Source organism: Plantactinospora sp. CNZ320 (genome assembly GCF_002846275.1).
Window position 1 is genome coordinate 1,336,389 of record NZ_PJMP01000001.1, and the last position, 20,335, is coordinate 1,356,723.

Consider the following 20,335-nt stretch of genomic DNA (forward strand, 5'->3'; position numbering starts at 1 on the left):
TCCGGGAATGCGGCGCAGACCCTGGTACGACCCGCCCCAGGCCTCGATCCAGATGGCCGTCATCATGGTGGTCGGAGTCTGCGTCGGGATCCCGGCTACCGTCGTGCTCTCGCCGCTGATCGGACCGCTGATCGGCTGGGACGCGGCGGCGGCGACCTATCTGCTGTGGGCCTGGCGGGTGCTGTGGCCCAGGGACTCGCGGCAGACCGCCGAACTCGCCGTCCGGGAGGATCCGAGCCGCCCGATACGCGACGCGGTGCTGCTCGGGGCCGGGTTGGCGAGCCTGTCGGCGATCGGCATCCTGCTCGCCACCGACCATGAGGCGCGCGGCATCGACCGTGAACTGCACATCGGACTCGGCATCGTCAGCGTGCTGCTCTCCTGGACGGTCGTGCACACCGTCTTCACCTCCCGCTACGCCCGGCTCTACTACACGGGCGAGGACGGCGGGGTGGACTTCCACGAGGACGACCCGCCCCGGTACACGGACTTCGCGTACCTCTCGTTCACCATCGGGATGACGTTCCAGGTCGCCGACACCGACCTGACCACCAAGGCGATGCGGGTGACGGTGCTCGGGCACGCCCTGCTGTCGTACCTGTTCGGCGCTGTGATCATCGCCGCGGCCATCAACCTGCTCGCCGGACTGGCCCAGTGAGCGACGCACCGTCCAGAGTGGACGGATGGGCTGGCCTGAGTGGTGGATCGATGGGAAGGTACCGGACGGGGCGCCCGTTCACAGCCGCTCGCGCGTCGTGTCCCGGGCGCCACGTCCGCCAGTACCCCGGTGAGGTCACACGTCCGAACCGGACACGCTCACCGGACCGCGGCGGGCCGACCTGAACCAGGCTGGCTGACGCCGCCCACCCACCCTATGATGCGGGATGGACCGTTCGGTCAGGAATCCGGAAAACTGTGCGCGAAAGCACGCTCTTTCGCCGCTCAACGGGCGATTTCGTGGTATCTGTCCTCCAGATCTATCCTGGCCAGGGCACCCACCAACCAGGCCAGTTTCTCCGTCGACTCACCGCCACCGGCCAACGTGGCCAGGTCGGCCGCTGAACGGCCGAGCCCGAGCCGGCGGGCGGCGACGAGCGCCCGACGGTCCGCGACCGGGGCCGTCTCGGCCCAGAGTGCCTGCACCTCGCGCAGAAACAGCTCCACCACCTCGGCGTCCACTCCCGGCAGTTCGGCGAGCAACGCCCGCTCCCGGGCCGGCACCTGTCTCGCGGCGGTCCGCAGTCGACGCAGGTCTCCCTGGTAGCGCGTGACGAGTGCCCCGGCCAGCTCGCCCAGGGTGCCGGCCAACCGGTCGGCGTCGGCGCCCCGACCGTGCTCGCGCAGCACCGCCGAGCGCGCCTCGGGGCGGGACCCGGCCATCCGGGCCGGACTCTCCCAACCAGCGTCCCGCAACGCCCGGGCCGGCTCGACCGCCCGCCGCACGTCACCGGTGCGGCGGAGCAGGATCGCCAGGCAAAGCACCTGGAACAGGCTCGCCGGGTTGTTGGTGACCTGGAAGCCGTACTCCTCGGCGAAGCCTCGGCTGCGTGCCACCAGCCGGCGGGCGAGCCGCTTGCGGTCCTCGACGCTCGTCGTCGCAGTCGTCGCCATGCCGGCGACTACCCACCACAGGTCGGGCCAAAGCTGGCCGGAGTCGCCGGTTTCCACACCGGCGCCAGACCGACCGACGATGCGGTGCGGTGCGCCGGGGCACGACCATCACTCGCAGGGCACGACCGTCAGCCGCGGGGCACGACCGTCAGCCGACGGTACGTCCGTGCCGGTCGCGGCTCTTCAACCGGGTGGTCGGCATCGACGGCGCCGGCAGCGGTGCCGAGTCGTCACCCTGCACCCGGCCGAACCGCAGGCTTCCGGCCGCCCAGTCCGCGCGGGCCTCGGCGATCTCCTCGTGCGAGCGCCCGACGAAGTTCCACCACATCACCAGCGCGTCGTCGAAGGGTTCGCCGCCGAGCAGCATCAGCCGGGCCGGGCCGCTCGCCCGCACCGCCAGCTCGGCACGACCGGCCCCGAGGTAGAGCAGCGAGCCGGGGGTGAGCGCGACCCCGTCGACCTCGGCCGCCCCGGACATCACCAGCAGGCCGTGCTCGAAGCCGGCGGTGAGCGGTAGCCGGGCCGCACCACCGTCGGGCAGCCAGAGCTGCGCGCCGAGCAACGGCGAGTACACCACCGCGGGCGACCGGACCCCGGCCAGCTCCCCGACGAGTACGGTCACCGAACAGCCCGGCTCGGTGAGCACCGGAAGTTCGGCGTGGTGGGCGAACCCGGGCGGGCCGGACCGGGCCGCGTCGGGCAGCGCGACCCACAGTTGCAGCCCGTGCAGGGTCGGCGGATGCTCCGGTGGCGAGTACTCCGCGTGCGCGATGCCGTGGCCGGAGGTCATCACGTTGAGCTGACCGGGCCGGATGAGCTGGTCGTTGCCGAGGCTGTCCAGGTGCCGGATCTCGCCGTGCACCAGCCAGGTCACCGTCTGCAATCCGGTGTGCGGATGTGGCCCGATCCCCATGCCGGGCCGGTTCGCCACGTCGTCCGGACCGAAGTGGTCGACGAAGCACCAGGCGCCGATGGTGCGGAGCTGGCGCTGTGGCAACAGCCGACGCACCGTCGTATACCGGCCAAGCGGCACGTCGTGGCCGGGCAGCAGCACGTTCGTCGGTTCGGTCCCCGCGCCCGCTCCGGTGCCCGGTGGCAGGGTCTCCCCCGGCATCGGTTCGGTGATGCTCACCGGTCGAGCCTACGCCGCCCGGCGGCGTGGCAGGCCGGACTGGCCGACCCGCCGGCGCGGCTCGGATGCCAGACTGGCGCCATGGATCAGCCGGTGAGGTTCGGCCTCAACGTGGACCCGAACGTCGGTGGCCTGGCCATCGCCGAACGGATCGCCACGATCGCCGACGACAGCGGCATCGAGTACGTCGGTGTCCAGGACCATCCCTACAACGACGGTTTCCTCGACACCTTCACCGTGCTCACCTGGCTGGCCGCCCGGACCGGTCGGGTGCACCTCTTCCCGAATGTGGCGAACCTGCCGCTGCGCCCGCCCGCGATGCTGGCCAAGCAGGCGGCCAGCATCGACGTGCTGAGTGGTGGACGGTTCGAGCTGGGGCTGGGCGCGGGCGGGTTCGTCGACGCGATCGCCGGGATGGGTGGCCCACGGCGTGACCGTCGCACCGCCCGGGCCGCCCTGACCGAGGCGATCGACGTCATCCGGGCCTCCTGGGCCGGTGAGCCGTACGAGTTCGCGGGCCGGCACTACACCGTGCAGGGGCTGCGCCCCGGGCCCCGTCCGGCGCACGAGATCGGACTCTGGCTGGGCGTGGTCGGCCCGAAGGCGGTCCGACTGGTCGGCGCCAAGGCTGACGGCTGGTCGGTGTCGGCGCCGTACGTGTCACCGGAGCGGGTCGGCGAACTCAACCAACTCATCGACGAGGCCGCCCGGTCGGCAGGCCGGGATCCGGGGCGGATCGTCCGGCTCTACAACGTAATGGGACTCATCCGCCCGGAGGACCGGGACCCGTTCCACGGCCCGGTACGGCGCTGGGTCGAGACGCTGACCCGGCTGCACACCGAGCAGCGGATGAACACCTTCGTCTTCTGGCCCAGCGGTGACCGGGAACGGCAGTCCCGGATCTTCGCCGAAGAGGTGGTGCCGGAGGTCCGCGCGGCACTGGCCTGAACGTCATCGTGCACCGTCAGGCCCGACGGCCCGGAGAACCGGGTTGACCTCGACCGCGGTCGAGGTTGTTCACTGGCCCGACGGAACACCGGGCGGGCTGGGAGGACCGCGAGCGGGCGGTGCCGGACGAGGTCGCGCAGGAACGGGGGGCGACAGTCGTCCGGTCCCGCCCCGCCAGGCCCGCTTCCGCACGGCCAGCCGTCCGATCAGGCTGTTCCCGCCGCCGCGAGCCGCCCGATCAGGCCGCCTTTCGCCGCCGCTACCCGCGCTCGATCACCCCGGCTTCCGCCGCCGCGAGCCGCTCGATCAGGCCGGTTTCCGGGCGGCCAGCCGCTCGATCAGGCCGAGGCGGAGCCGGTCCCGGGCCTCGGTGACGAAGCCGAGCCGGGTGGCGAGGTCGGCGGGGCGTCCGCGCAGCCACCGCCGCTCCGCGTGGTCGAGCAGCAGCAGCCGACCGCCCGGACGGAGTACCCGGCGCATCTCGGCGAGGGCCGCGTCCCGGTCGACGACGGCACAGACCCCGAGGGTGCAGACAACGGTGTCGAAGGAGGCGTCGGGAAAGGGCAGCCGTTCCGCCGCGCCCTCGCGCAGGTCGACCCGCCGGCCCAGCAAACCGGCTCGGCGACGGGCCGCCGCCAGCATGTTCGGGCTGAGGTCGATGCCGACCAGTTCGACGTCCCCGTCGTACCAGGAGAGGTTGCGGCCGGTGCCGACCGCGACATCCAGGGTCCGCCCCCTGGCCCGCGCGCAGATCCATTCCCGGCTGTCCCCGATCGTCAGCCGCTCCATCCGGTCGCCTGCCCTGTCGTAGCCCGCCGCGCGCCTGTCCCAGGCCTGGCGGGCGCTCTCTCGCTTGACCATGGGACCCACTCTGCATGTTAATGTCAACATGAAGTCAAGCCCCGCACCGGCCGATGAAGCCGAGCTGACCATCGGCGAGCTGGCCGCCCAGTTCGGGCTGGCCACCCACGTCCTGCGGCACTGGGAGTCGGTCGGCCTGATCAAGCCGGACCGGCGGGTCAACGGCCGCCGCCGCTACACGACCGCCCAGGTCACCCGGGTGGCGATAATCATGCGCGGCCGCGAGGTGGGGATCGGCCTCGACCAGCTCCGGATGATGCTCGGCGCGGACGACGCGCAGGCCCGCCGGGCCGTGCTTCAGCGGCACCGCGACGAGTTGGACCGCCGGATCGCGGTCGCGACCGCCTCCCGGGACCTGCTCGACCACGCGCTCGACTGCCCGGTGGAGGACTTCCTCCAGTGCCCCGACTTCCAGCGGCTGGTCCGTGGCCCCGGCTGCCAGCTCGGCACCTGACCAGCTAGATCACACGGCGTCGTACCCGCCACACCACCACACCGATCAGGATCGCCGCGACGGCGACGAACAGGGCCGCCTCGATGAGCTGGAACGTCCAGAACCGGTCGGCCGGGTGGTAGACCCCGAACTGCTGGATGCCACGGGCGTGCAGGAACTGGTTGACGTTGGTGCCGGCCCGGTTGGCAGCCTCCTCCAGCTCGTGGTACTCGGTCCAGCTCAGCCTGCGCCCGGTGGCGTCCGCGTAGCCGTCCTCGATCATCCAGTCAGCGACGCTGTGCCCGGGCCGGTTTCCCGGCTGGTCCTCCGCGCCGCCGACCGGGACCGGCTCCATGGTGGTGAGCGGCGTGGCGTACGCGGGACGGGCCAACAGCGCCACCGACATCCGGGCGGCGAGAAACGCCCCGAACGCGACGCCGAAGGCGGGCAGGCTGCGTCGCAGGATCGCCCCTGCGGCGGTGGCGACGCCGAAGGCGAACAGCGCGTACGCCACCGGAACGAGTCCCTCCAGGTCGAAGGCGTCGTACTGGAACCGCCCTTCCCACGCGTCGAACGGCTGACGGAACCAGGTGAGCACCGCGGTGAACATCCCGGTGAGCGCGACTGTGATGCCGGCCAGTGCCACGAGCTTGGCCGCCAGCCAGCGCATCCTCGGCACGGCCTGCGTCCAGGCGAGCTGCCAGGTGCCGTCCTCCAGTTCGCGTGCGAGCAGCGGCGCACCGAGGAACGCACCGATGACGACGGGGACCAGATAGAAGGCGGCCAGGAGGTTCTCGACGTAGCCGTACTCCTCGTCGAGCCGGCGGAAGGAGGACGTGCAGGCCTCGTTGACACCCGCCTCTCCCGCACACCGGGCGGGACCGCCGGGGAACAGGTCGTGTGCCTGCGCCCCGAGCACGAGCAGGGCGATGCCGAACATGCCGACGAGCAGACCCAGCACGCAGACCTCGGTCCGGTGCTGACGCCAGATCAACCACGTCATACCGGCACCCCCGGCGTGACCGCGACGCTCGGCCCGGACGGCCGGCGCAGGTACGCCAGCACCAGGTCCTCCAGCGCGACCGGCTGGGCCTGCCACCCGGGCGCGGCCGGGATCGCGCCGTCGCGTACCAGCAGGGTCGTGTGCCGGTCGCTGTGCACGGCCTCCACGACGGTGCCGGCCCGGTCGAGGTCGTTTGCCGTGCGCGGGCCGACGAGCAGCCGGTGCTCGGCGAGGAGGGTGTCGATGTCACCGGTGAGCGTGACCCGGCCGTGGTTGAGCACGACCAGGTGGTCGCAGACGCGCTCCAGCTCGTGCACGACGTGGGAGGAGAACAGGACGGTCACCCCGCCCTCGGCCACCGCACCCATCAGGACCTGCATGAACTCGTGTCGAGCCAGCGGGTCGAGGCTGGCCACCGGCTCGTCGAGGACGAGCAGGTCCGGCCGCTTCGCCAGGGCCAGCGCCAACGCGACCTGGGCCTGCTGCCCGCCGGAGAGCGTGCCGGCTCTGCGGTCGAGCGGGATGCCCAGCCCCGCCAGCCGGCGCTCGGCCAGCCCCTGGTCGAACCGCCTGTTGCAGGCCCGGCCGAAGCGGAGCATCTCGGCGACGGTGAAGCGCTTGTACAGCGGGTGTTCCTGGGCCAGGAACCCGACCCGGGACAGGGTCTGCGGGGTGCTGGCGGTGACGTCGTGGCCGAGGACCTCCACCGTGCCGGTGCTCGGGGCCAGCAGCCCGACGACCAGGCGCAGCAGCGTGGTCTTGCCCGCGCCGTTCGGCCCGACCAGGGCGATCACGCCGCCCGCCGGCAGGGCCAGGGTGCAGTCGCGCAGCGCCCAGCCCTTCCGGTACCGCTTGCCCACACCGTCGGTGCGCAGCGCGAACCCGGTCGCTGTCACGCCACGTCCTCATTCCTCGTCTGCTGGTGGACGGAGGTGAAAAGCGCGTCGACCGCCTGCTCGTCGAGGCCGGCCGCGTAGGCGCGGCGCAGCCAGGTCGCCAGGCCGCGGCGCAGCGACGTGTACGTCGACGCCGGCATCGCGGCCGACTGCTGTTCGTTGACGAACGTGCCCTGGCCGGGCCGGCCGGTGACCAGGTTCTCCTGCTCCATCTGCCGGTACGCCTTGGCGACGGTGTTCGGATTGATCGCCAGGTCCTCGACCACCTCGCGGATGAGCGGGAGGCGGTCACCGGGTTGGAGAAAACCCAGCAGCACCGCCTGGCGGACCTGCTGGACGAGTTGCAGGTACGGCGGCACGCCGGAGCGGGTGTCGAGCCGGAAGACGAACACGGTAACCCCTTACTGCTTTTCTAGCACCATAGTAAAGCAGTAAAGCGGCGGTCAACGGTTCCCACGACGGTAACGAGGGCGCCTGCCGGACGGGATGCTCCGTCCGGCAGGCGCCCTGCGACGTGCGGGCGGCGTACGCCGCCCGCGTGATGGTCAGCCGACCGAGGTCAGCTCCCGCGACCGGCCCCGGCGACGGCTCCTGGTCTGCCAGGCGACCGCCACCAGCACCAGCAGCACGCCGGCGATCAGCAGCATGGTGCCGAGCGCGATCTGCGGCCCGGTGCTGCTACCGGTGACCGGCAGCGGTGGTTGCGCCTGCACGATGCTGACCGTGGTGCTCGCCGTCCTACCGGTGGTGAGCCCGGTCGCGGTGATGGTCACGGTGCCGGTACGGCTGAACCGGACCCGGACCGAGAACTCCCCGGTCACATTGGCCCGGACGGTGATCGTGGTGGGATTCCGGTACACCGTCGGTGCCTGGGCGAGCGGCAGCATCGCGCCAACCCCGCCGGAGTCCTGCGCCGCCGTCTCGGCGCCGAGCGCGGACGGCGTACGCGTGAAGACGAGCCGGACGAGTTCGTTACCGCCGAACCCCGAGCCGAAGACGGTGAAGGTCTGATCGACGCCCACGGTCTGGTCGCTGACCGTCAACGACGGTGGCTGTGGTGGGTACGGCGGTTGTGGTTGTGCCTGTGCGGGCGACCCCGCGATGGCGAACGCGCCCACCGTGGCGAGCGCCGCCACGGCCGAGCCGATGATGCGGGAAAGCCGCATGATGGATCCTCTCTCTACTGATCGCATGACGTTCACAACGGATCGCATGACCTGTCCTGACGCGCCGGCCTACCGGCCACACGCGGATGCGGAACTGACACGGGTGGTCCATGGGGTCGGGCCGGGGGTGAGCCACAACTCGGCCGTACCACTGGCTTTCGGCGGGGTCAGCAGACCCACCTCGAGTACGCGGGTGCGCCCGGGTCCGATGTCGACGGCGAGTACCCCGACCCGGCGCCCCCGCTCGACGCCGCCACCCATCGGCGTCGCCTTCCCGTCCACCCGGGCGCGCAGCGGTGAGCCGCGCACCGGGCTGAAGATCGAGACCAGCACCCGGGCGGTGTACGGGTCGCCGGACATCGCGAGCCCACGTACCGACGCGCTGAGTCCGGAGGAGGGTGCGGACGAGCGCAGGGTGAGCCGGAGGTGGAGTTCCCGGCTGCCGTCCGCCCGGCAGTCCCCGACGGTGAGTTCCGCCGAGCGGTGCAGGTAGTACCCGAGCTTGGCGCCGCTGCCGTCGTTGAGGAAGACGCCGACGTTCTGCACCGTCTCCTGCTCCGGCAGCGCTCCGGCAAGTCGGGTGTCGACGAGTTCCCGCTGCTCGCCGGGGTGCGCGCTCCAGAACAGGATCCGGCGTTCGGCGACGGCGGCGTTTACCGCCTGCGCCACGGCGCGGGGGTTCACCTGTCGGTTGAGCAGGGCGTCGAATACCGCCCGGGCCGAGGCAGCGAAGTAGTTGTCCTGCTGGGCCGGCTTGTCGAGCCGCCGGTACGTGTCCGACAGCAGGGTACGCACCACTGTGGGCGCGGTGAGGGTCGGTTGCCCGGGTACCGGCACCGGCCCGATGGCCTTGAGCAGGTAGGAGAGCGCGACCGGGTCGGTGGCGAGTACGCCGTCGACGGTGCCCCCGCCGGCCCGCCGGTACATCTCGCGGATCAGGGTGGCCGCGGTCGGGAAGTGTGGGGTGAGGTTCACGTCCGCCGGATAGATCCCGGGCAGGTCGGTGTAGAGGGCGCGTAGCTCCCGACTCAGCGGCAGCGGCGGCTTGCCGTAGGTGTTGAGATCGGTGGCCGGGCCCTGCTTGACCAGTTTCACCTCGCCCTTGCTGGCCCGGATGACGGCGTAGGCACCGAAGATCCCGCCGGTGGCCCTGGGTTCGGCGAGGTTCTGGAAGACCGCCAGGTAGGTCCGGGTGCCGTTGTCGCCGAGCAGGGTCGGCAGCAGCACCCCGCTGCGCCGGACGGCGGAGGTCACCTCGGCCAGCCGGTCCAGTTCGGTGCGCAGCTGCGAGACTGCGTCCCGGACGGTGGGCACGAGCCCGGCGGTCGGCACCGTCCGGATCCGGTCCCGGACCTCGTGTACCGCGCTGTCCGCCTCGGCGAGCGTGGGCATCGCGCCGCGCAGCGCGGCCAGGTCGAGCCGCCCGGAGGTGGGCAGCAGCGCCTGGGGGTTCAGCTCGACCAGTGCCGGGAAGGCCCGCCGGGCGAGTTCGTCGACGCCGACCGCCAGCTCCCGGACGGCCGCGATGTTCCGGCCGCCGTACGGTGCGGAGCCGGCGGCGCGCCAGCCCACGTCTCCGGTACGGGACCGGGCGGCGGCGGTCTGCTGTTGCAGCGCCTCCAGGGTTCGGCGTGCCTGCGCGGTCTGGCCGTCCAGCACCTGCTGGCTCAGCTCCCGGGCCAGGCTGGCGGCGTTCTCCAGGTGGCCACCGGCCTGCCAGCCGCGCAGGCCGAGCCAGCCGCCGGCGACAGCCAGCAGGCAACCGACGACGAGTGCGGTGAGTAGGATCCGGCGGAGTTGCCGCCGGACCACTCGACGACGGGACGCCCGCCGCCTCGGGGACATGTCCCCCACCGCCACCACCGCTTTCGACTAACTCGGATGAAAGTAGACACAACGCAGTTAGTGCCTATATCTCTATAGCACGGTGGACAGTTCGCGGTTGGTATTTCGAAGGCTTCTATGATACTTTTATGCCTTTATTGTGAGTAATACTCATGAATCGGACAACGCCTCGGCCCTCGCCCACGGAGGAAGACCCAGGTCAACGGCGCCGTCGACTGACAGCAGCCTCGGCCAGCATCTGTTCCATCTGGTCGACACCGGTCCGCATCGACATCCGGGACAGGTAACTGTCCCGGGCCCGCTGTGCCATCTCCGCGCGGGCGTTACTCGGGATCACCGCGGCCAGGGCGAACCGGTCCGCCAGCGCCTGCCAGTCCTCCGGCGGGCAGGAGAGTCCCGCCCTGGCCCGCTCCACCAGGTCGGCGGTGTCCCCACCGGCCGAGGCGACCACCGGCGCCCCGGCACTCAGCGCCGCCTGCAACTTCGCCGGCACCGCACCGCGCAGGGCCGGATGGTCACGCAGCAGCACGAGCTGGTACTCGGCGGCGGCGTACAGGTCGGCCATCTCGGCCGGGGGACGCCAGCCGAGGAACCGGACGTTCGTCGCACCCAACTCCTCGGCCAGTTGCCGGGACTGCCGCTCCTCCGGCCCGGACCCGACGAGTACCAGATCAAGATCGATCTTGCCGTTGACCGCCGCGGCGGCCCGTACCGCCGTGTCGACGCGCTGGAACGGACCCATCGTGCCCGCGTGCATCACCGTGGTGTACCCCCGGTGCCCGATCGCCCGCCGGGCCGCCGGGGTGGTACCCATCGGCCGGAACAGCCGCTCGTCGGTCCAGTTCAGCACCACCCGCACCCGGTCCGGATCGGCGCCCCGCTCGATCACCACGTCCCGCATCGAGGGTGAGATCACCGCGATCCCGGCCGCCGAACGGTAGATCGCCCGCATCGTCCGGGTGAGCAGCCCGTGGGTGAAGCCGCCCGAGCCGTCCTGCCCTGCCTGCCCCGCCTGCCCGGGTGGCGGGGTCACCCCGGCCGGCCAGATGTCCTGCACGTGCAGCACCGCCGGTACCCGGCGCAGCGTCCGGAGCAGCGCCGCCGCCGCGTACGCGCCGGCCGGCGGGAAGTGCACGTAGAGCGCGTCCACCCCGGCCAGGAAACCGGGGGCGGCCAGCGCGCTGCTCATCGCGTACGTGAGCTGCCGGGCCGCCCGCCGGGCCGCCGTACCGTCGTGACTGGCGTACGCCGGCACCCGCCGGACGAGCACCCCGCCCTCGTCGGTCTGGTGCCGCCACCGCTGCCGGTACCCCGGGTAGACCTGGCCGGTCGGATGGTTCGGGAACCCGGTGAGCACCCGCACCTCGTGACCGCGTGCGGCCAGCTCCTCGGCCAGGCAACCCGGTATGAAGGCGGGCTCAGGCGGAAACCAGTACGAGATAACGCCGATCTTCATTTTTCATCCCCCGATCACCCCGCGACCGGGCGAGCCCGCGTCATCGCGGTACCCGGTCGAGCTCCTCCGTGTTGTCCGCGGACGCGGCGGCCACGGTGTCGTTCGGGGGGAAACGCACCGGGTCGGCGGCGGGTGGGCCGTCGCCGCGGGCGGCGAGGACCGTCTCCACCGGCGCACCCTTCCGGTACGCCCGGTACTGTTCGACGTCGATCTTGTTTTCCTTCGACATGTTCAGCACGCAGCCGAGCACCCGGGCGGAGACCGAGTGCAGCGCCTGCGCGGCGGCGGCGGTCTGCGCGCTCGGGGTCTTGCCCTGGCGGGCCACCAGCAGCGCACCGTCGGCCTGCACCGCGACCACCACGCCGTCGGTGAAGGCCAGCAGCGGCGGGGTGTCGATGATGACGATGTCGGTCAGCTCGCGCAGCGACAGCAGCAGGTCGGCCATGGCCTTCGAGCCGAGCAGCTCGCTCGGGTTGGGCGGCACCGAGCCGCCCGGCAGGACCAGCAGGGACTTGTCGCCCCACGGTTGCAGCACGTCCTCGACCGCGACCTCGCCGATCAGCACGTCGGTCAGGCCGGCGCCGGAGCCGAGCCCGAGATAGCCGGCGACCCGGGGCCGGCGCAGGTCCGCGTCGACCAGCAGCACCTGCCAGCCCGCCTCGGCGAGGGTGATCGCCAGGTTGCAGGCGAGCGTCGACTTCCCCTCGGCCTGCACCGCACTGGTCACCGCGATGACTCGGGCCGGCTCCTGGGCGTCCACGAACCGCAGGTTGGTACGGAGTTTCCGCATCGCCTCGGCCCGGGCCGTCTGTGCCGCCGTACCGACGATCAGTGGGTTCGACCGGGCCTGCCCGTCGTACGGGATGCTGCCGAGCAGCGGCGCCGAGGTCGCCTCCTGGAGGGTCTCGCCGTCCCGGAAGGTGGTGTCGGTCAGTCCGCGCAGTACCGAGAGCGCGGCGCCGAGCACCAGCCCGAAGACGCCGGCCAGGACGAGGTTGCGCACCGGGCGGGGCGAGACCGGCTCGGCGTTCACCCGGGGGCCGCCGACCACCTCGATCTTGATGGGAGGTTCCTTGGCCCCGGGCGGCGTCTCGATGGTGTGCACGAGTTTCACGAACTGCGCCGCCAGTGCCTCGGTGAGGCGCAGCGCCCTGGCCTGGTCGGAGTCGGTGACCGTGGCGGAGAGCAGGACGGTGTCCGCCTCGACCCGCGCGCTGACCCGGGACCGCACCTCGTCCGCGGTGAGCCCGACGCGCTCCTCCGCGGCGACGGTCTGCGCCAACCGGTCGCTGCTGAGCAGGTCGACGTAGGACTTGACCCGCTGTTGGAGGAAGAGGCTGCCCTGGTAGGCATCGGTCATGCCCTGCCCGGAGGAGGTGACGAAGAAGGTCACCGAGGAGGCGTACTGCGGGGTCGCCCGTACCGTGACGAACCCGGCGAGGCCCAGCGCGACCATCACCGTCGCGAGTACCACCCACCAGCGTTGACGCAGCGCGCGCAGGTAAGTGTGCAGATCCATCAGCCCCGGCCTTCCGTCTCGGCACCAACCGGTCAGGGGTGCCAAAGACATCGAATGATCACAAAAATGCGAAAGTATGAAGAAGTTCCGAGTTGTCGCATGGCAGTTCCTACCGAATGTAGATGATTGAGCGCCCTCAGTAGTCGCAGTCGGCACAATAACGCCGATAAGTACCAGCGGCGTGTCAGCCGACGAGGTCCGTCAGGCAGGACCGTCGACGCGGTGCGGGCGGGGCGAGGCGGAGACGACAGCGGAGGGCGAGGCGGAGGGACGGGCAACCGGAAAGGCGACGGCGCTGGCCAAACCGGCCGGTGCCGTCGCCTGATGCCCGAAACTCAACGCCGCGGTGACTGCTCCCCATCATCGTCCGCCTCGTCCACCTGGTCCGAGTCGGCAAGCGCCTCCCGGAACTCGCGCGACAGGTCCGAACCCGGGACGGCGACGTCCTCGGCCTCCTCCGCGACCACGTCCCGCTTGTGCGGCAGTTCCGGCTCGGGCATCGTCGCGTCCCCGGCGAACCCGTACTCGTTCGGCTCATCGTGCCTGGTCATGCAGTGATCCTCCGTTCGGGCCACGCTCCGCCGGACAGCCCGCTGGCCGTCGAAACAGCTACCCGCATCCCGGCCGTCCCACACCGGGATCGTCAGGTCAGTTGGTGGACCGCGTCCACCAGCAGCCAGACACCACAGATCCCGAAGAGCGCGCTGGCGCCGTACCGGATGGTCCGCTCGGGTAGGCGGCGGCCGAGGATCCGGCCGATCCCGATGGCCAGGGCGTCCGCGGCGACCATGCCGATGGTGGAGCCGAGCCAGGTGCCGAACCAGCCGTGCTGGGTGGCCAGGGTGATCGTCGCCAGCATGGTCTTGTCGCCGAGTTCGGCAAGGAAGAAGGCGATCGAGACCGCGATGATCGCGGATCGGCGGGTCCGCTCCGCCTTGCGCCGCTCCTCCTCGGTGAGCGAGTCGCCGCGCAGCGTCCAGATCCCGAATCCGAGGAAGGCCAGCCCGGCGACCAGGGCGATCCAGCCGGTGGGAAGCGCGGCGCCGAGCCCGACGCCGAGGGCGACCGAGGCGAGGTGCACCACCGAGGTCGCCACGGTGATGCCGATGATCACCGGTAGTGCCTTGAACCGGGTGGCGAAGGTCAACGCCATCAACTGCGACTTGTCGCCCAACTCGGCCACGAAGATGACGCCGAAGCTGATCGCCAAGGCGGTGTTGAAATCCTCCATGTCACCCTTCCCGGTCGATGCCGGGCGGGGGGCGTGGGCGACCTCGACCCGGCATTGCTGCCTGAGTCGAAGGTCTCGCCCGCCCCACCAGGTGAGGCCGCGTGGCCGGGTGCACGACACGCGCACACCAGTATGTCGACCACGACGTTGGGAGCTACTCCCCTTCGCTGCCGACGACCATACCCGAGCACTTCCGACGGCATCCAGGCACCCTCGGCCGCCCGACCCGCGTGACCAGGGGCCGACGGCGGGTGCCCGTGACCGGACAAGGCAGCCGGCGGCGGACCCGCGCAGGCGCGGACCCAGCGGAGGCGCGGACCCGGCGGGGGTGGCGATTGACGGAGGCGCCGACCGACGGAAGGGCTGGTCTGGCGGAGGTGCCGACCGGCATCAGGCGCCGACGCGGCGGTTCAGGTGGCGCGCAGCCCGGCGAGCATCCGGGTCAGGGCGGCGACGGTCTCCACCTTGTCCTCGGGCCGGTCCGAGGTCGCGAGCCAGAGGGCTGCCTCGTTCATCGCGCCTGAGAGCAGCCGGGTCAGCGGTGCGATCGGCTGCGGGGCGAGCACCCCGGTCTCGATCAGCGCGCCGAGCGCCTCCGCCAGGTGACGGGCCGAGTGGGCCTCGTCGAGCGCCCGCCACTGTGCCCAACCCAGCACCGCGGGTCCGTCGATCAGCATGATCCGCTGTACCTCCGGATCGGTGCTGGCCAGCAGGAACGCCTCGCAACCGGCGGTGAACCGGTGCCACGGATCGCCCGGGACCTCGGCCGCCGCGACGACCCGCCGGGCGACCTCCTGCTGCACCTGGGCCAGGACGGCGTGGAACAACGCCGCCTTGCCGTCGAAGTGGTGGTAGAGGGCGCCCTTGGTGACGCCCGCCGCCTGGACGATTTCCGTCAGCCCCACCCCGGCGTAACCCCGGGCCGCGAAGAGCCGCCGGCCCTCCCGTAGCAGGGTCTGCCGGGTCTGCTCCCGCTGTTGCCGCCGACTGAGATCCGGCATCGCCCCTCCCTTGACATACCAACGGTACGCGAACTAGCTTACTTTCACATACCGACGGTATGCGAAAGGGGTAACCACTGATGCTGACCAGCTTTTATCCGGTGATCTGCACCTCCCGGTTGGCGGAGTCCCGGGACTTCTACACCAAACTGTTCGGCTTCGAGTTGACCTTCGAGGCCGACTGGTACGTCAGTCTCCGGCACCCGGGTCCCCAGGGGCACGAACTCGCCCTGGTCGACCACAGCCACCCGACGGTGCCCGAGGCGTACCGCAACCCCGTGCGGGGGCTGCTGCTCAACTTCGAGGTGACCGACGTCGACGCCGAGTGGCAACGACTCGTCCTCGACGCGGGACTCCACGCCGCACTGCAACTGCGCAGCGAGGACTTCGGGCAGCGCCACTTCATCGTGGCCGACCCGAACGGGGTGCTGATCGACGTCATCACCCCGATCCCGCCCACCGGAAGCTACGTGGAGCAGTACGTCGAGAGCTGACCGGACGGTCCCGCCGAGAGCCGCCCGGGCGCAGCTCGCCCCGGCGCAGCTCCCGAGGGGACTCAACTCGCCCGGGCCAGCCCTCCAGGGGACTCAGCTCCCCTCCCGGCTCAGCTCGCCTGGGCCAGGGTCACCGCGAACAGGCCGCCGTCGTCGGTCCACCGGGCCTGCCCGGTGAATCCGGCGGCGGCCAGCTCCGCGTCGACGTCCTCGGGGCGGAACTTCGCCGAGATCTCGGTCCGCAGCTCCTCCCCCTCGGCGAACGTCAGGTCGAGATCGAGTACCCGGACCCGCATCGGCCGCCGCGCCCGCAGCCGCATCTCGATCCAGCGCTGGTCCGGGTCCCAGAGCGCGACGTGGTCGAACGCGTCCACCTCGAAATCCGCACCCAGTTCACGGTTGAGCACCCGCAACACGTTGCGGTTGAACTCGGCGGTGACCCCGGCCGCGTCGTCGTACGCCGGGACGAGTACGCCGGGATCCTTCACCAGGTCGGTACCGAGCAGCAGCCAGTCCCCCGGCTCCAGTGCCGAGCGCAGCGCGGCCAGGAATTCGGCCCGCTCCGCCGGCAGCAGGTTGCCGATGGTGCCGCCGAGGAAGGCCACCAGCCGCCGGCCACCGGTGGGCAGCCGGTCCAGATGTCGGGTGAAGTCGCCGACGATGCCGCGTACCCGCAGCCCCGGGTACGCGGCGGCGATCTCGGCGGTCGACTGCTCCAGCGCGCTCACCGAGACGTCAAGCGGTACGAAGGTGCCGAGGCTGCCCTGCGCGGTCAGCGCGTCGAGCAGCAGGCGGGTCTTCTCCGACGATCCCGAGCCCAGCTCGATCAGGGTCTTCGCCTCGGTGAGCCGGGCTATCTCCCCGGCCCGGCCCGCCAGGACGGCCCGCTCGGCCCGGGTCGGGTAGTACTCCGGCAGTCGGGTGATCTCCTCGAACAGTTCGCTGCCCCGGGCGTCGTAGAACCACTTGGGCGGCAGCCACCTGGGCGTCGCGGTCAGCCCCACCCGGACGTCGCGCCGCAGCGCCTGTGCCAGGTCCCGTTCCTCAAGGTGTATCTCCAACGGATCCGCGGTCACCCGCACACTCCCCTCGGTCGACACCGCCGCCCCCTGCGGCGGGCCTTGTCACTTCGTCGATCTCTCCGGCCGGCCGTTGCCGTTGCAGGCGCCTCGCAGTCGCGCAGGCCACCCGCACTCGCGCAGCCGCGCAGGCCGCCGGCAGTCGCGCCACCACCCCGACCGCTCACCGATCCGCCTCCGGCCGGGTCGGTGCCGGCACCGGGCCCATCGGTGTGACGTCGATGCGGTCGGCGGTGGCCACCACGAGCTGCCCGTCCGGCACCGGCCGCCAGCCCGGCTCCTCGGTCAGCGGCTCGGAGCTGACCAGCACCGAGCCGTCACCGGACCGGACCGACAGCGCGTGGCCGCCGGTGGTCGCCACCACCAGGTGCCCGTCGGTGAGCAGCAGGTTCAGCCGGGAGCCGGGCGCGGCGGCGGCGACCTCGCGGACCGTCCCGGCCACCGCCTCGGCCGGCGCGACCCCGGCCCGCAGCCTGTGGCGTACCAGCGCCCAGAGCAGGGCCGCGTCGGTCGGGGCGTCCAGCGTCATCAGGTCCCGGGTCGGTAGCCGGCCGGCCAGGGACACGACCGAGTCCGGCCAGCCGCGTAGCACGCCGTTCAGGCTGAACAGCCACGGTCCCTCCGCGAACGGGGCGGCGGCGGTCTCCACCACCGGCATGCCGGCGGTGGCCGAGCGCACCGCCGCCAGTACCGCACCGGCCGAGGTCGCCGCGGCCAGCACCGGCAGGGTGTCGTCGGCCCAGATCGGGGTGGCCCGCCGGTAGCGCACCGGCGGGCCGTCCACGGGGTACCAGCCGACGCCGAAGCCGTCGGCGTTGACCGTGCCGCCGCCGCGCATCTCCCGTGGTGCCCAGGACTGCCGGGCCAGCGAGTGCGGCGGGTCGAACAGCAGCGCGGCCAGCGGCAGCGGAGGCCCCAGATAGGCCAGGTGACGGCACATCAGCCGCCCCGACCCGGCCGGCCCGGCGAACGGCGGCCGCCCGTCACGCGGTCTTCCCTCACGCGGCCGCCCGTCACGCGGTCTCTTCCGGCCGGGCGTCCCGGGCACACCGGAAGCCGCTGAAGATCTGCCGGCGGATCGGCAGGTCCCAGTTGCGGAAGGTGCCCCGGCAGGCCACCGGGTCGGTGCCGAAGGAGCCGCCCCGGAGCACCCGGTACGTGGAGCCGAAGAAGACCTCCGAGTACTCCCGGTAGGGAAACGCGGTGAACCCGGGATAGCCGTGGAACGGGCTCGAGGTCCACTCCCAGACGTCCCCGATCAACTGGTGTACGCCGAGCGGCGAGGCCCCCGCCGGGTACGCCCCGACCGGCGCCGGTGCCAGGTGCCGCTGCCCGAGGTTGGCGTGCTCCGGAGTCGGGTCCCCGTCACCCCACGGATAGCGGCGGGACCGGCCGGTCTCCGGGTCCCAGCGGGCCGCCTTCTCCCACTCGGCCTCGGTCGGCAGCCGCTTGCCGGCCCAGGCGGCGTACGCCTCCGCCTCGTGGAAGCCGACGTGCACCACCGGCTCGTCCGGGATCAGCCGGGCGAACCGGCCGAACCGGGTGCAGCCCCAGTCGGTGCCGTCCCGCCGCCAGTGCATCGGCGCGGTCAGTCCGACCGAGCAGCGGTGCCGCCAACCCGCCTCGCTCCACCAGCGCGGGTCGGAGTAGCCACCGTCGGCGACGAAGGCGAGGTACTCCGCGTTGGTCACCGGCGCCGCGTCGATGACGTACGCCGGCAGCTCCACCGGGTGGCCGGGGCGCTCGTTGTCCAACGCCCACGGGTCGGTGGAGGTGCCCATGGTGAACCGGCCGGCGGGAATCAGCACCTCACCGGCGACAGGTACGACCGCGGCCGGCGGCTCGGGCGCGGAGAGTACCGGCGGACCGTTGCGGAGCTGGTGGGTGGCGAGCATCGTCTCGTCGTGCTGCTGCTCGTGCTGGGCGATCATGCCGAACGCGAACCCGTCGGCGACCAGCCGGTCGCGGTCGAACCGGACGTTGTCCAGCAGGTCGAAGACCTTGTCCCGGACGGTCGCCACGTACCGTCGGGCCTCGGCCGGACCGAGCAGCGGCAGGGCCGGACGATCCCGGCGCGGGTGCTTGAAGGCGTCGTAGAGGTCGTCGATGTCCTGTCGTACCGGCTCGCGGCCACCGACGTCGCGGACCAGCCAGAGTTCCTCCTGGTTGCCGACGTGGGCGAGGTCCCAGACCAGCGGGGACATGATCGGTGAGTGCTGCCGGACCAGGTCCTCGTCGTCGACCGCCTCGGTGAGCCGGATGCTGCGGTCCCGGGCCCGGGTCAGTTCGTTGGCGATCCGGTCGCGCAGCGACCCGGTCGGATTGGCGGCTCGGACGTCGGTCATGTCGGCTCCTTCCGCGCGGCGGCGAGCCGTCGCGCCACGATCCGGGTGATCTCCTCGCGGGTCGCCGGGGGCAGACCGGTACGGTCCAGCGACCGCAGCGCGAGGTCGAGCAGGGTGTCGGCCGCCTGGGCCAGGAGCGGGTCCCGCAGCCCGAGCCGGGCCGCCTCGGCCCACCGCCCGGCAACCTGTTCGCAGGCCATCCGGGCGGCGTCCCGGGCACGGTCGTCCTCGAACAGTGCCGCGAGCACGCCGACCGGCGCGATCCACTCGGCACCGGGCTGGGCGTCGAGGTAGCGGATCTCCAGGTAGCCCCGGGGGCGTACCGGCGGGAAGAGGGTGCTCAGGTGGTAGTCGAGGTCGTCGGTGGTGGGCGGCCGGGGCAGCGCACCACCGAGCCAGTCCCGGAAGGTGATCCCCGGCGGAACCGTCCAGTCCCCGCCGTCCCGGCGTACGCAGAGCAGCGGGGCGGCGAGCGCGTACCGGACCCAGGCGTCGACCGGGTCGGCCGAGCCGGACGCCGGTGACCAGGCCGGACGGGTCCGGGCCGGGTCGATGAACTGCCACGCGGCCATCCGGGCCGAGGCCCAGCCGGTGTCCCGACCGGCGTGCCGGCGGGCGGTGGCGAAGACCGCGAGCAGGGGCGGCCCGAACGCGTGCGCGGCGACCCACCGGTCGGTGAACCGGTCGACCGTGCCGGCGTCCAGGCAGACCTGGAGCCCTGCGGTGCTGTACATCATGGTCCGGCCGGCCGCCCCGAGCCGGTCGAAGGCGCAACGCATCGCGCGGTAGCGGGGGGTGTCGACCACCGGCGTCGGCGGCCGGTGCGGATCGATGCCGGTGTCGCCGAGGACGAGACCTGCGGCGCCGAGCAGATCGGTCAGGTGGGCGAGGTCCGAGGTGGTGCTCTCGTGCAACTCGCCGAGGGAGCCGCCGGGGGCGGTGGAGAGTTCCACCTGGCCGCCGGGCTCCACGCTCACCGTGCCCGAGCGGGGCAGCGGTTGGGCGGGGCTGTCGGGATCGAGGGTGATCGGGGCGTACGGGCCGAGTGCGGTGCGGAGCCGGACCGGGTCGACAGGTCGGCTCGGAACGGCCGCGTCGTGCACGGTCCATTCCAGCTCTACGCCGGTGAGCCTGGGCGGGCCGGTCTTGAAACAGATCTTGGCGACGTAACCCTCGGCGTCCTCCACCGCCCGCAGGATCGTGCCGCTGTCCAGGTCGGATGGCATCGGTGCGGGTCCTCCCTCCTGAGAATCGATTTCCCTTACCCGGTTCTCCGGGACGCACGCTCCGGAGAACGGCCGAGCAGGGGCATGCA

General features: G+C 72.0%; 21 protein-coding genes. 4 read left to right on the forward strand and 17 right to left on the reverse strand.

Annotated elements, in window-relative coordinates; genetic code table 11:
* Positions 1–7 precede the first annotated feature (7 nt).
* Positions 8–658, forward strand: coding sequence for a DUF1345 domain-containing protein (locus CLT71_RS05800; protein ID WP_199187520.1), 651 nt, complete (start codon positions 8–10; stop codon positions 656–658).
* A gap of 284 nt (positions 659–942) precedes the next feature.
* Here CLT71_RS05800 and CLT71_RS05805 read toward each other — a convergent pair whose 3' ends face one another.
* The gene (locus tag CLT71_RS05805) at positions 943–1,611 is read right to left on the reverse strand and encodes an HhH-GDP family DNA glycosylase (protein WP_101371181.1); all 669 of its coding nucleotides are present in this window, start codon (positions 1,609–1,611) and stop codon (positions 943–945) included.
* Between the two features lie 148 nt (positions 1,612–1,759).
* Positions 1,760–2,743 carry a pirin family protein gene (locus tag CLT71_RS05810; protein WP_199187521.1) on the reverse strand — a complete coding sequence of 328 codons (984 nt, stop codon included), beginning with the start codon at positions 2,741–2,743 and terminating at the stop codon, positions 1,760–1,762.
* Positions 2,744–2,824: 81 nt separating this feature from the next.
* Between CLT71_RS05810 and CLT71_RS05815 the strand changes: the two genes are divergently transcribed.
* Complete coding sequence (locus CLT71_RS05815; RefSeq protein WP_101366196.1) at positions 2,825–3,691, forward strand: LLM class flavin-dependent oxidoreductase; 867 nt, start codon at positions 2,825–2,827, stop codon at positions 3,689–3,691.
* Positions 3,692–3,997: 306 nt separating this feature from the next.
* Here the strand turns inward: CLT71_RS05815 and CLT71_RS05820 are convergent, their stop codons facing one another.
* Entirely contained in the window at positions 3,998–4,552 is a 555-nt protein-coding gene (locus CLT71_RS05820; protein WP_101366197.1) for a methyltransferase domain-containing protein, read from the reverse strand.
* Between the two features lie 28 nt (positions 4,553–4,580).
* On the opposite strand from CLT71_RS05820, the gene CLT71_RS05825 reads away from it, so the two are divergent.
* Positions 4,581–5,006, forward strand: coding sequence for a MerR family transcriptional regulator (locus tag CLT71_RS05825; RefSeq protein WP_101366198.1), 426 nt, complete (start codon positions 4,581–4,583; stop codon positions 5,004–5,006).
* Between the two features lie 4 nt (positions 5,007–5,010).
* Here the strand turns inward: CLT71_RS05825 and CLT71_RS05830 are convergent, their stop codons facing one another.
* The 10 genes from CLT71_RS05830 to CLT71_RS05875 all read right to left on the reverse strand — a co-directional run bounded on the left by CLT71_RS05830 (position 5,011) and on the right by CLT71_RS05875 (position 15,102).
* Positions 5,011–5,988, reverse strand: coding sequence for an ABC transporter permease subunit (locus CLT71_RS05830; protein WP_101366199.1), 978 nt, complete (start codon positions 5,986–5,988; stop codon positions 5,011–5,013).
* Entirely contained in the window at positions 5,985–6,884 is a 900-nt protein-coding gene (locus tag CLT71_RS05835) for an ABC transporter ATP-binding protein (protein ID WP_101366200.1), read from the reverse strand. The genes CLT71_RS05830 and CLT71_RS05835 overlap by 4 nt, the downstream gene beginning before the upstream one ends.
* A complete protein-coding gene (locus tag CLT71_RS05840; RefSeq protein ID WP_101366201.1) occupies positions 6,881–7,276 on the reverse strand; it encodes a GntR family transcriptional regulator in 396 nt (131 codons plus the stop codon). The genes CLT71_RS05835 and CLT71_RS05840 overlap by 4 nt, the downstream gene beginning before the upstream one ends.
* A 153-nt stretch (positions 7,277–7,429) precedes the next feature.
* Positions 7,430–8,050: a hypothetical protein gene (locus tag CLT71_RS05845; RefSeq protein ID WP_101366202.1), complete on the reverse strand. Its 621-nt coding sequence runs from the start codon at positions 8,048–8,050 to the stop codon at positions 7,430–7,432.
* Between the two features lie 69 nt (positions 8,051–8,119).
* Complete coding sequence (locus CLT71_RS05850; protein WP_101366203.1) at positions 8,120–9,895, reverse strand: DUF4012 domain-containing protein; 1,776 nt, start codon at positions 9,893–9,895, stop codon at positions 8,120–8,122.
* A gap of 199 nt (positions 9,896–10,094) precedes the next feature.
* On the reverse strand, positions 10,095–11,351 hold the full coding sequence (locus CLT71_RS05855) for a glycosyltransferase family 4 protein (protein ID WP_101366204.1): 1,257 nt from the start codon (positions 11,349–11,351) through the stop codon (positions 10,095–10,097).
* 40 nt (positions 11,352–11,391) lie between these two features.
* Positions 11,392–12,870, reverse strand: a complete 1,479-nt coding sequence (locus CLT71_RS05860; protein WP_101366205.1) for a polysaccharide biosynthesis tyrosine autokinase — start codon at positions 12,868–12,870, stop codon at positions 11,392–11,394.
* A 335-nt stretch (positions 12,871–13,205) separates the two neighbouring features.
* Complete coding sequence (locus CLT71_RS05865) at positions 13,206–13,421, reverse strand: hypothetical protein (protein WP_101371183.1); 216 nt, start codon at positions 13,419–13,421, stop codon at positions 13,206–13,208.
* Between the two features lie 92 nt (positions 13,422–13,513).
* Entirely contained in the window at positions 13,514–14,101 is a 588-nt protein-coding gene (locus tag CLT71_RS05870) for a TMEM165/GDT1 family protein (protein WP_101366206.1), read from the reverse strand.
* 410 nt (positions 14,102–14,511) lie between these two features.
* Entirely contained in the window at positions 14,512–15,102 is a 591-nt protein-coding gene (locus CLT71_RS05875; protein ID WP_101366207.1) for a TetR/AcrR family transcriptional regulator, read from the reverse strand.
* Positions 15,103–15,182: 80 nt separating this feature from the next.
* On the opposite strand from CLT71_RS05875, the gene CLT71_RS05880 reads away from it, so the two are divergent.
* Positions 15,183–15,596 carry a VOC family protein gene (locus tag CLT71_RS05880; protein ID WP_101366208.1) on the forward strand — a complete coding sequence of 138 codons (414 nt, stop codon included), beginning with the start codon at positions 15,183–15,185 and terminating at the stop codon, positions 15,594–15,596.
* 110 nt (positions 15,597–15,706) lie between these two features.
* Here the strand turns inward: CLT71_RS05880 and egtD are convergent, their stop codons facing one another.
* The 4 genes from egtD to egtA all read right to left on the reverse strand — a co-directional run bounded on the left by egtD (position 15,707) and on the right by egtA (position 20,246).
* Entirely contained in the window at positions 15,707–16,672 is a 966-nt protein-coding gene (gene egtD / locus CLT71_RS05885; protein ID WP_101371184.1) for an L-histidine N(alpha)-methyltransferase, read from the reverse strand.
* A 166-nt stretch (positions 16,673–16,838) separates the two neighbouring features.
* Positions 16,839–17,615, reverse strand: a complete 777-nt coding sequence (egtC, locus tag CLT71_RS05890) for an ergothioneine biosynthesis protein EgtC (RefSeq protein WP_101366209.1) — start codon at positions 17,613–17,615, stop codon at positions 16,839–16,841.
* Positions 17,616–17,688: 73 nt separating this feature from the next.
* Complete coding sequence (gene egtB, locus CLT71_RS05895) at positions 17,689–19,020, reverse strand: ergothioneine biosynthesis protein EgtB (RefSeq protein ID WP_101366210.1); 1,332 nt, start codon at positions 19,018–19,020, stop codon at positions 17,689–17,691.
* Positions 19,017–20,246 carry an ergothioneine biosynthesis glutamate--cysteine ligase EgtA gene (egtA, locus tag CLT71_RS05900; RefSeq protein WP_101366211.1) on the reverse strand — a complete coding sequence of 410 codons (1,230 nt, stop codon included), beginning with the start codon at positions 20,244–20,246 and terminating at the stop codon, positions 19,017–19,019. The genes egtB and egtA overlap by 4 nt, the downstream gene beginning before the upstream one ends.
* Positions 20,247–20,335: the final 89 nt, after the last annotated feature.

Coding starts and splice junctions, on each gene's coding strand:
- CLT71_RS05800 (WP_199187520.1), top strand. CDS start 8: ATGCGGCGCAGACCCTGGTACGACCCGCCCCAGGCCTCGATCCAGATG.
- CLT71_RS05805 (WP_101371181.1), bottom strand. CDS start 1,611: ATGGCGACGACTGCGACGACGAGCGTCGAGGACCGCAAGCGGCTCGCC.
- CLT71_RS05815 (WP_101366196.1), top strand. CDS start 2,825: ATGGATCAGCCGGTGAGGTTCGGCCTCAACGTGGACCCGAACGTCGGT.
- CLT71_RS05820 (WP_101366197.1), bottom strand. CDS start 4,552: ATGGTCAAGCGAGAGAGCGCCCGCCAGGCCTGGGACAGGCGCGCGGCG.
- CLT71_RS05825 (WP_101366198.1), top strand. CDS start 4,581: ATGAAGTCAAGCCCCGCACCGGCCGATGAAGCCGAGCTGACCATCGGC.
- CLT71_RS05830 (WP_101366199.1), bottom strand. CDS start 5,988: ATGACGTGGTTGATCTGGCGTCAGCACCGGACCGAGGTCTGCGTGCTG.
- CLT71_RS05845 (WP_101366202.1), bottom strand. CDS start 8,050: ATGCGGCTTTCCCGCATCATCGGCTCGGCCGTGGCGGCGCTCGCCACG.
- CLT71_RS05850 (WP_101366203.1), bottom strand. CDS start 9,895: ATGTCCCCGAGGCGGCGGGCGTCCCGTCGTCGAGTGGTCCGGCGGCAA.
- CLT71_RS05855 (WP_101366204.1), bottom strand. CDS start 11,351: ATGAAGATCGGCGTTATCTCGTACTGGTTTCCGCCTGAGCCCGCCTTC.
- CLT71_RS05860 (WP_101366205.1), bottom strand. CDS start 12,870: ATGGATCTGCACACTTACCTGCGCGCGCTGCGTCAACGCTGGTGGGTG.
- CLT71_RS05865 (WP_101371183.1), bottom strand. CDS start 13,421: ATGACCAGGCACGATGAGCCGAACGAGTACGGGTTCGCCGGGGACGCG.
- CLT71_RS05870 (WP_101366206.1), bottom strand. CDS start 14,101: ATGGAGGATTTCAACACCGCCTTGGCGATCAGCTTCGGCGTCATCTTC.
- CLT71_RS05875 (WP_101366207.1), bottom strand. CDS start 15,102: ATGCCGGATCTCAGTCGGCGGCAACAGCGGGAGCAGACCCGGCAGACC.
- CLT71_RS05880 (WP_101366208.1), top strand. CDS start 15,183: ATGCTGACCAGCTTTTATCCGGTGATCTGCACCTCCCGGTTGGCGGAG.
- egtC (WP_101366209.1), bottom strand. CDS start 17,615: ATGTGCCGTCACCTGGCCTATCTGGGGCCTCCGCTGCCGCTGGCCGCG.
- egtB (WP_101366210.1), bottom strand. CDS start 19,020: ATGACCGACGTCCGAGCCGCCAATCCGACCGGGTCGCTGCGCGACCGG.
- egtA (WP_101366211.1), bottom strand. CDS start 20,246: ATGCCATCCGACCTGGACAGCGGCACGATCCTGCGGGCGGTGGAGGAC.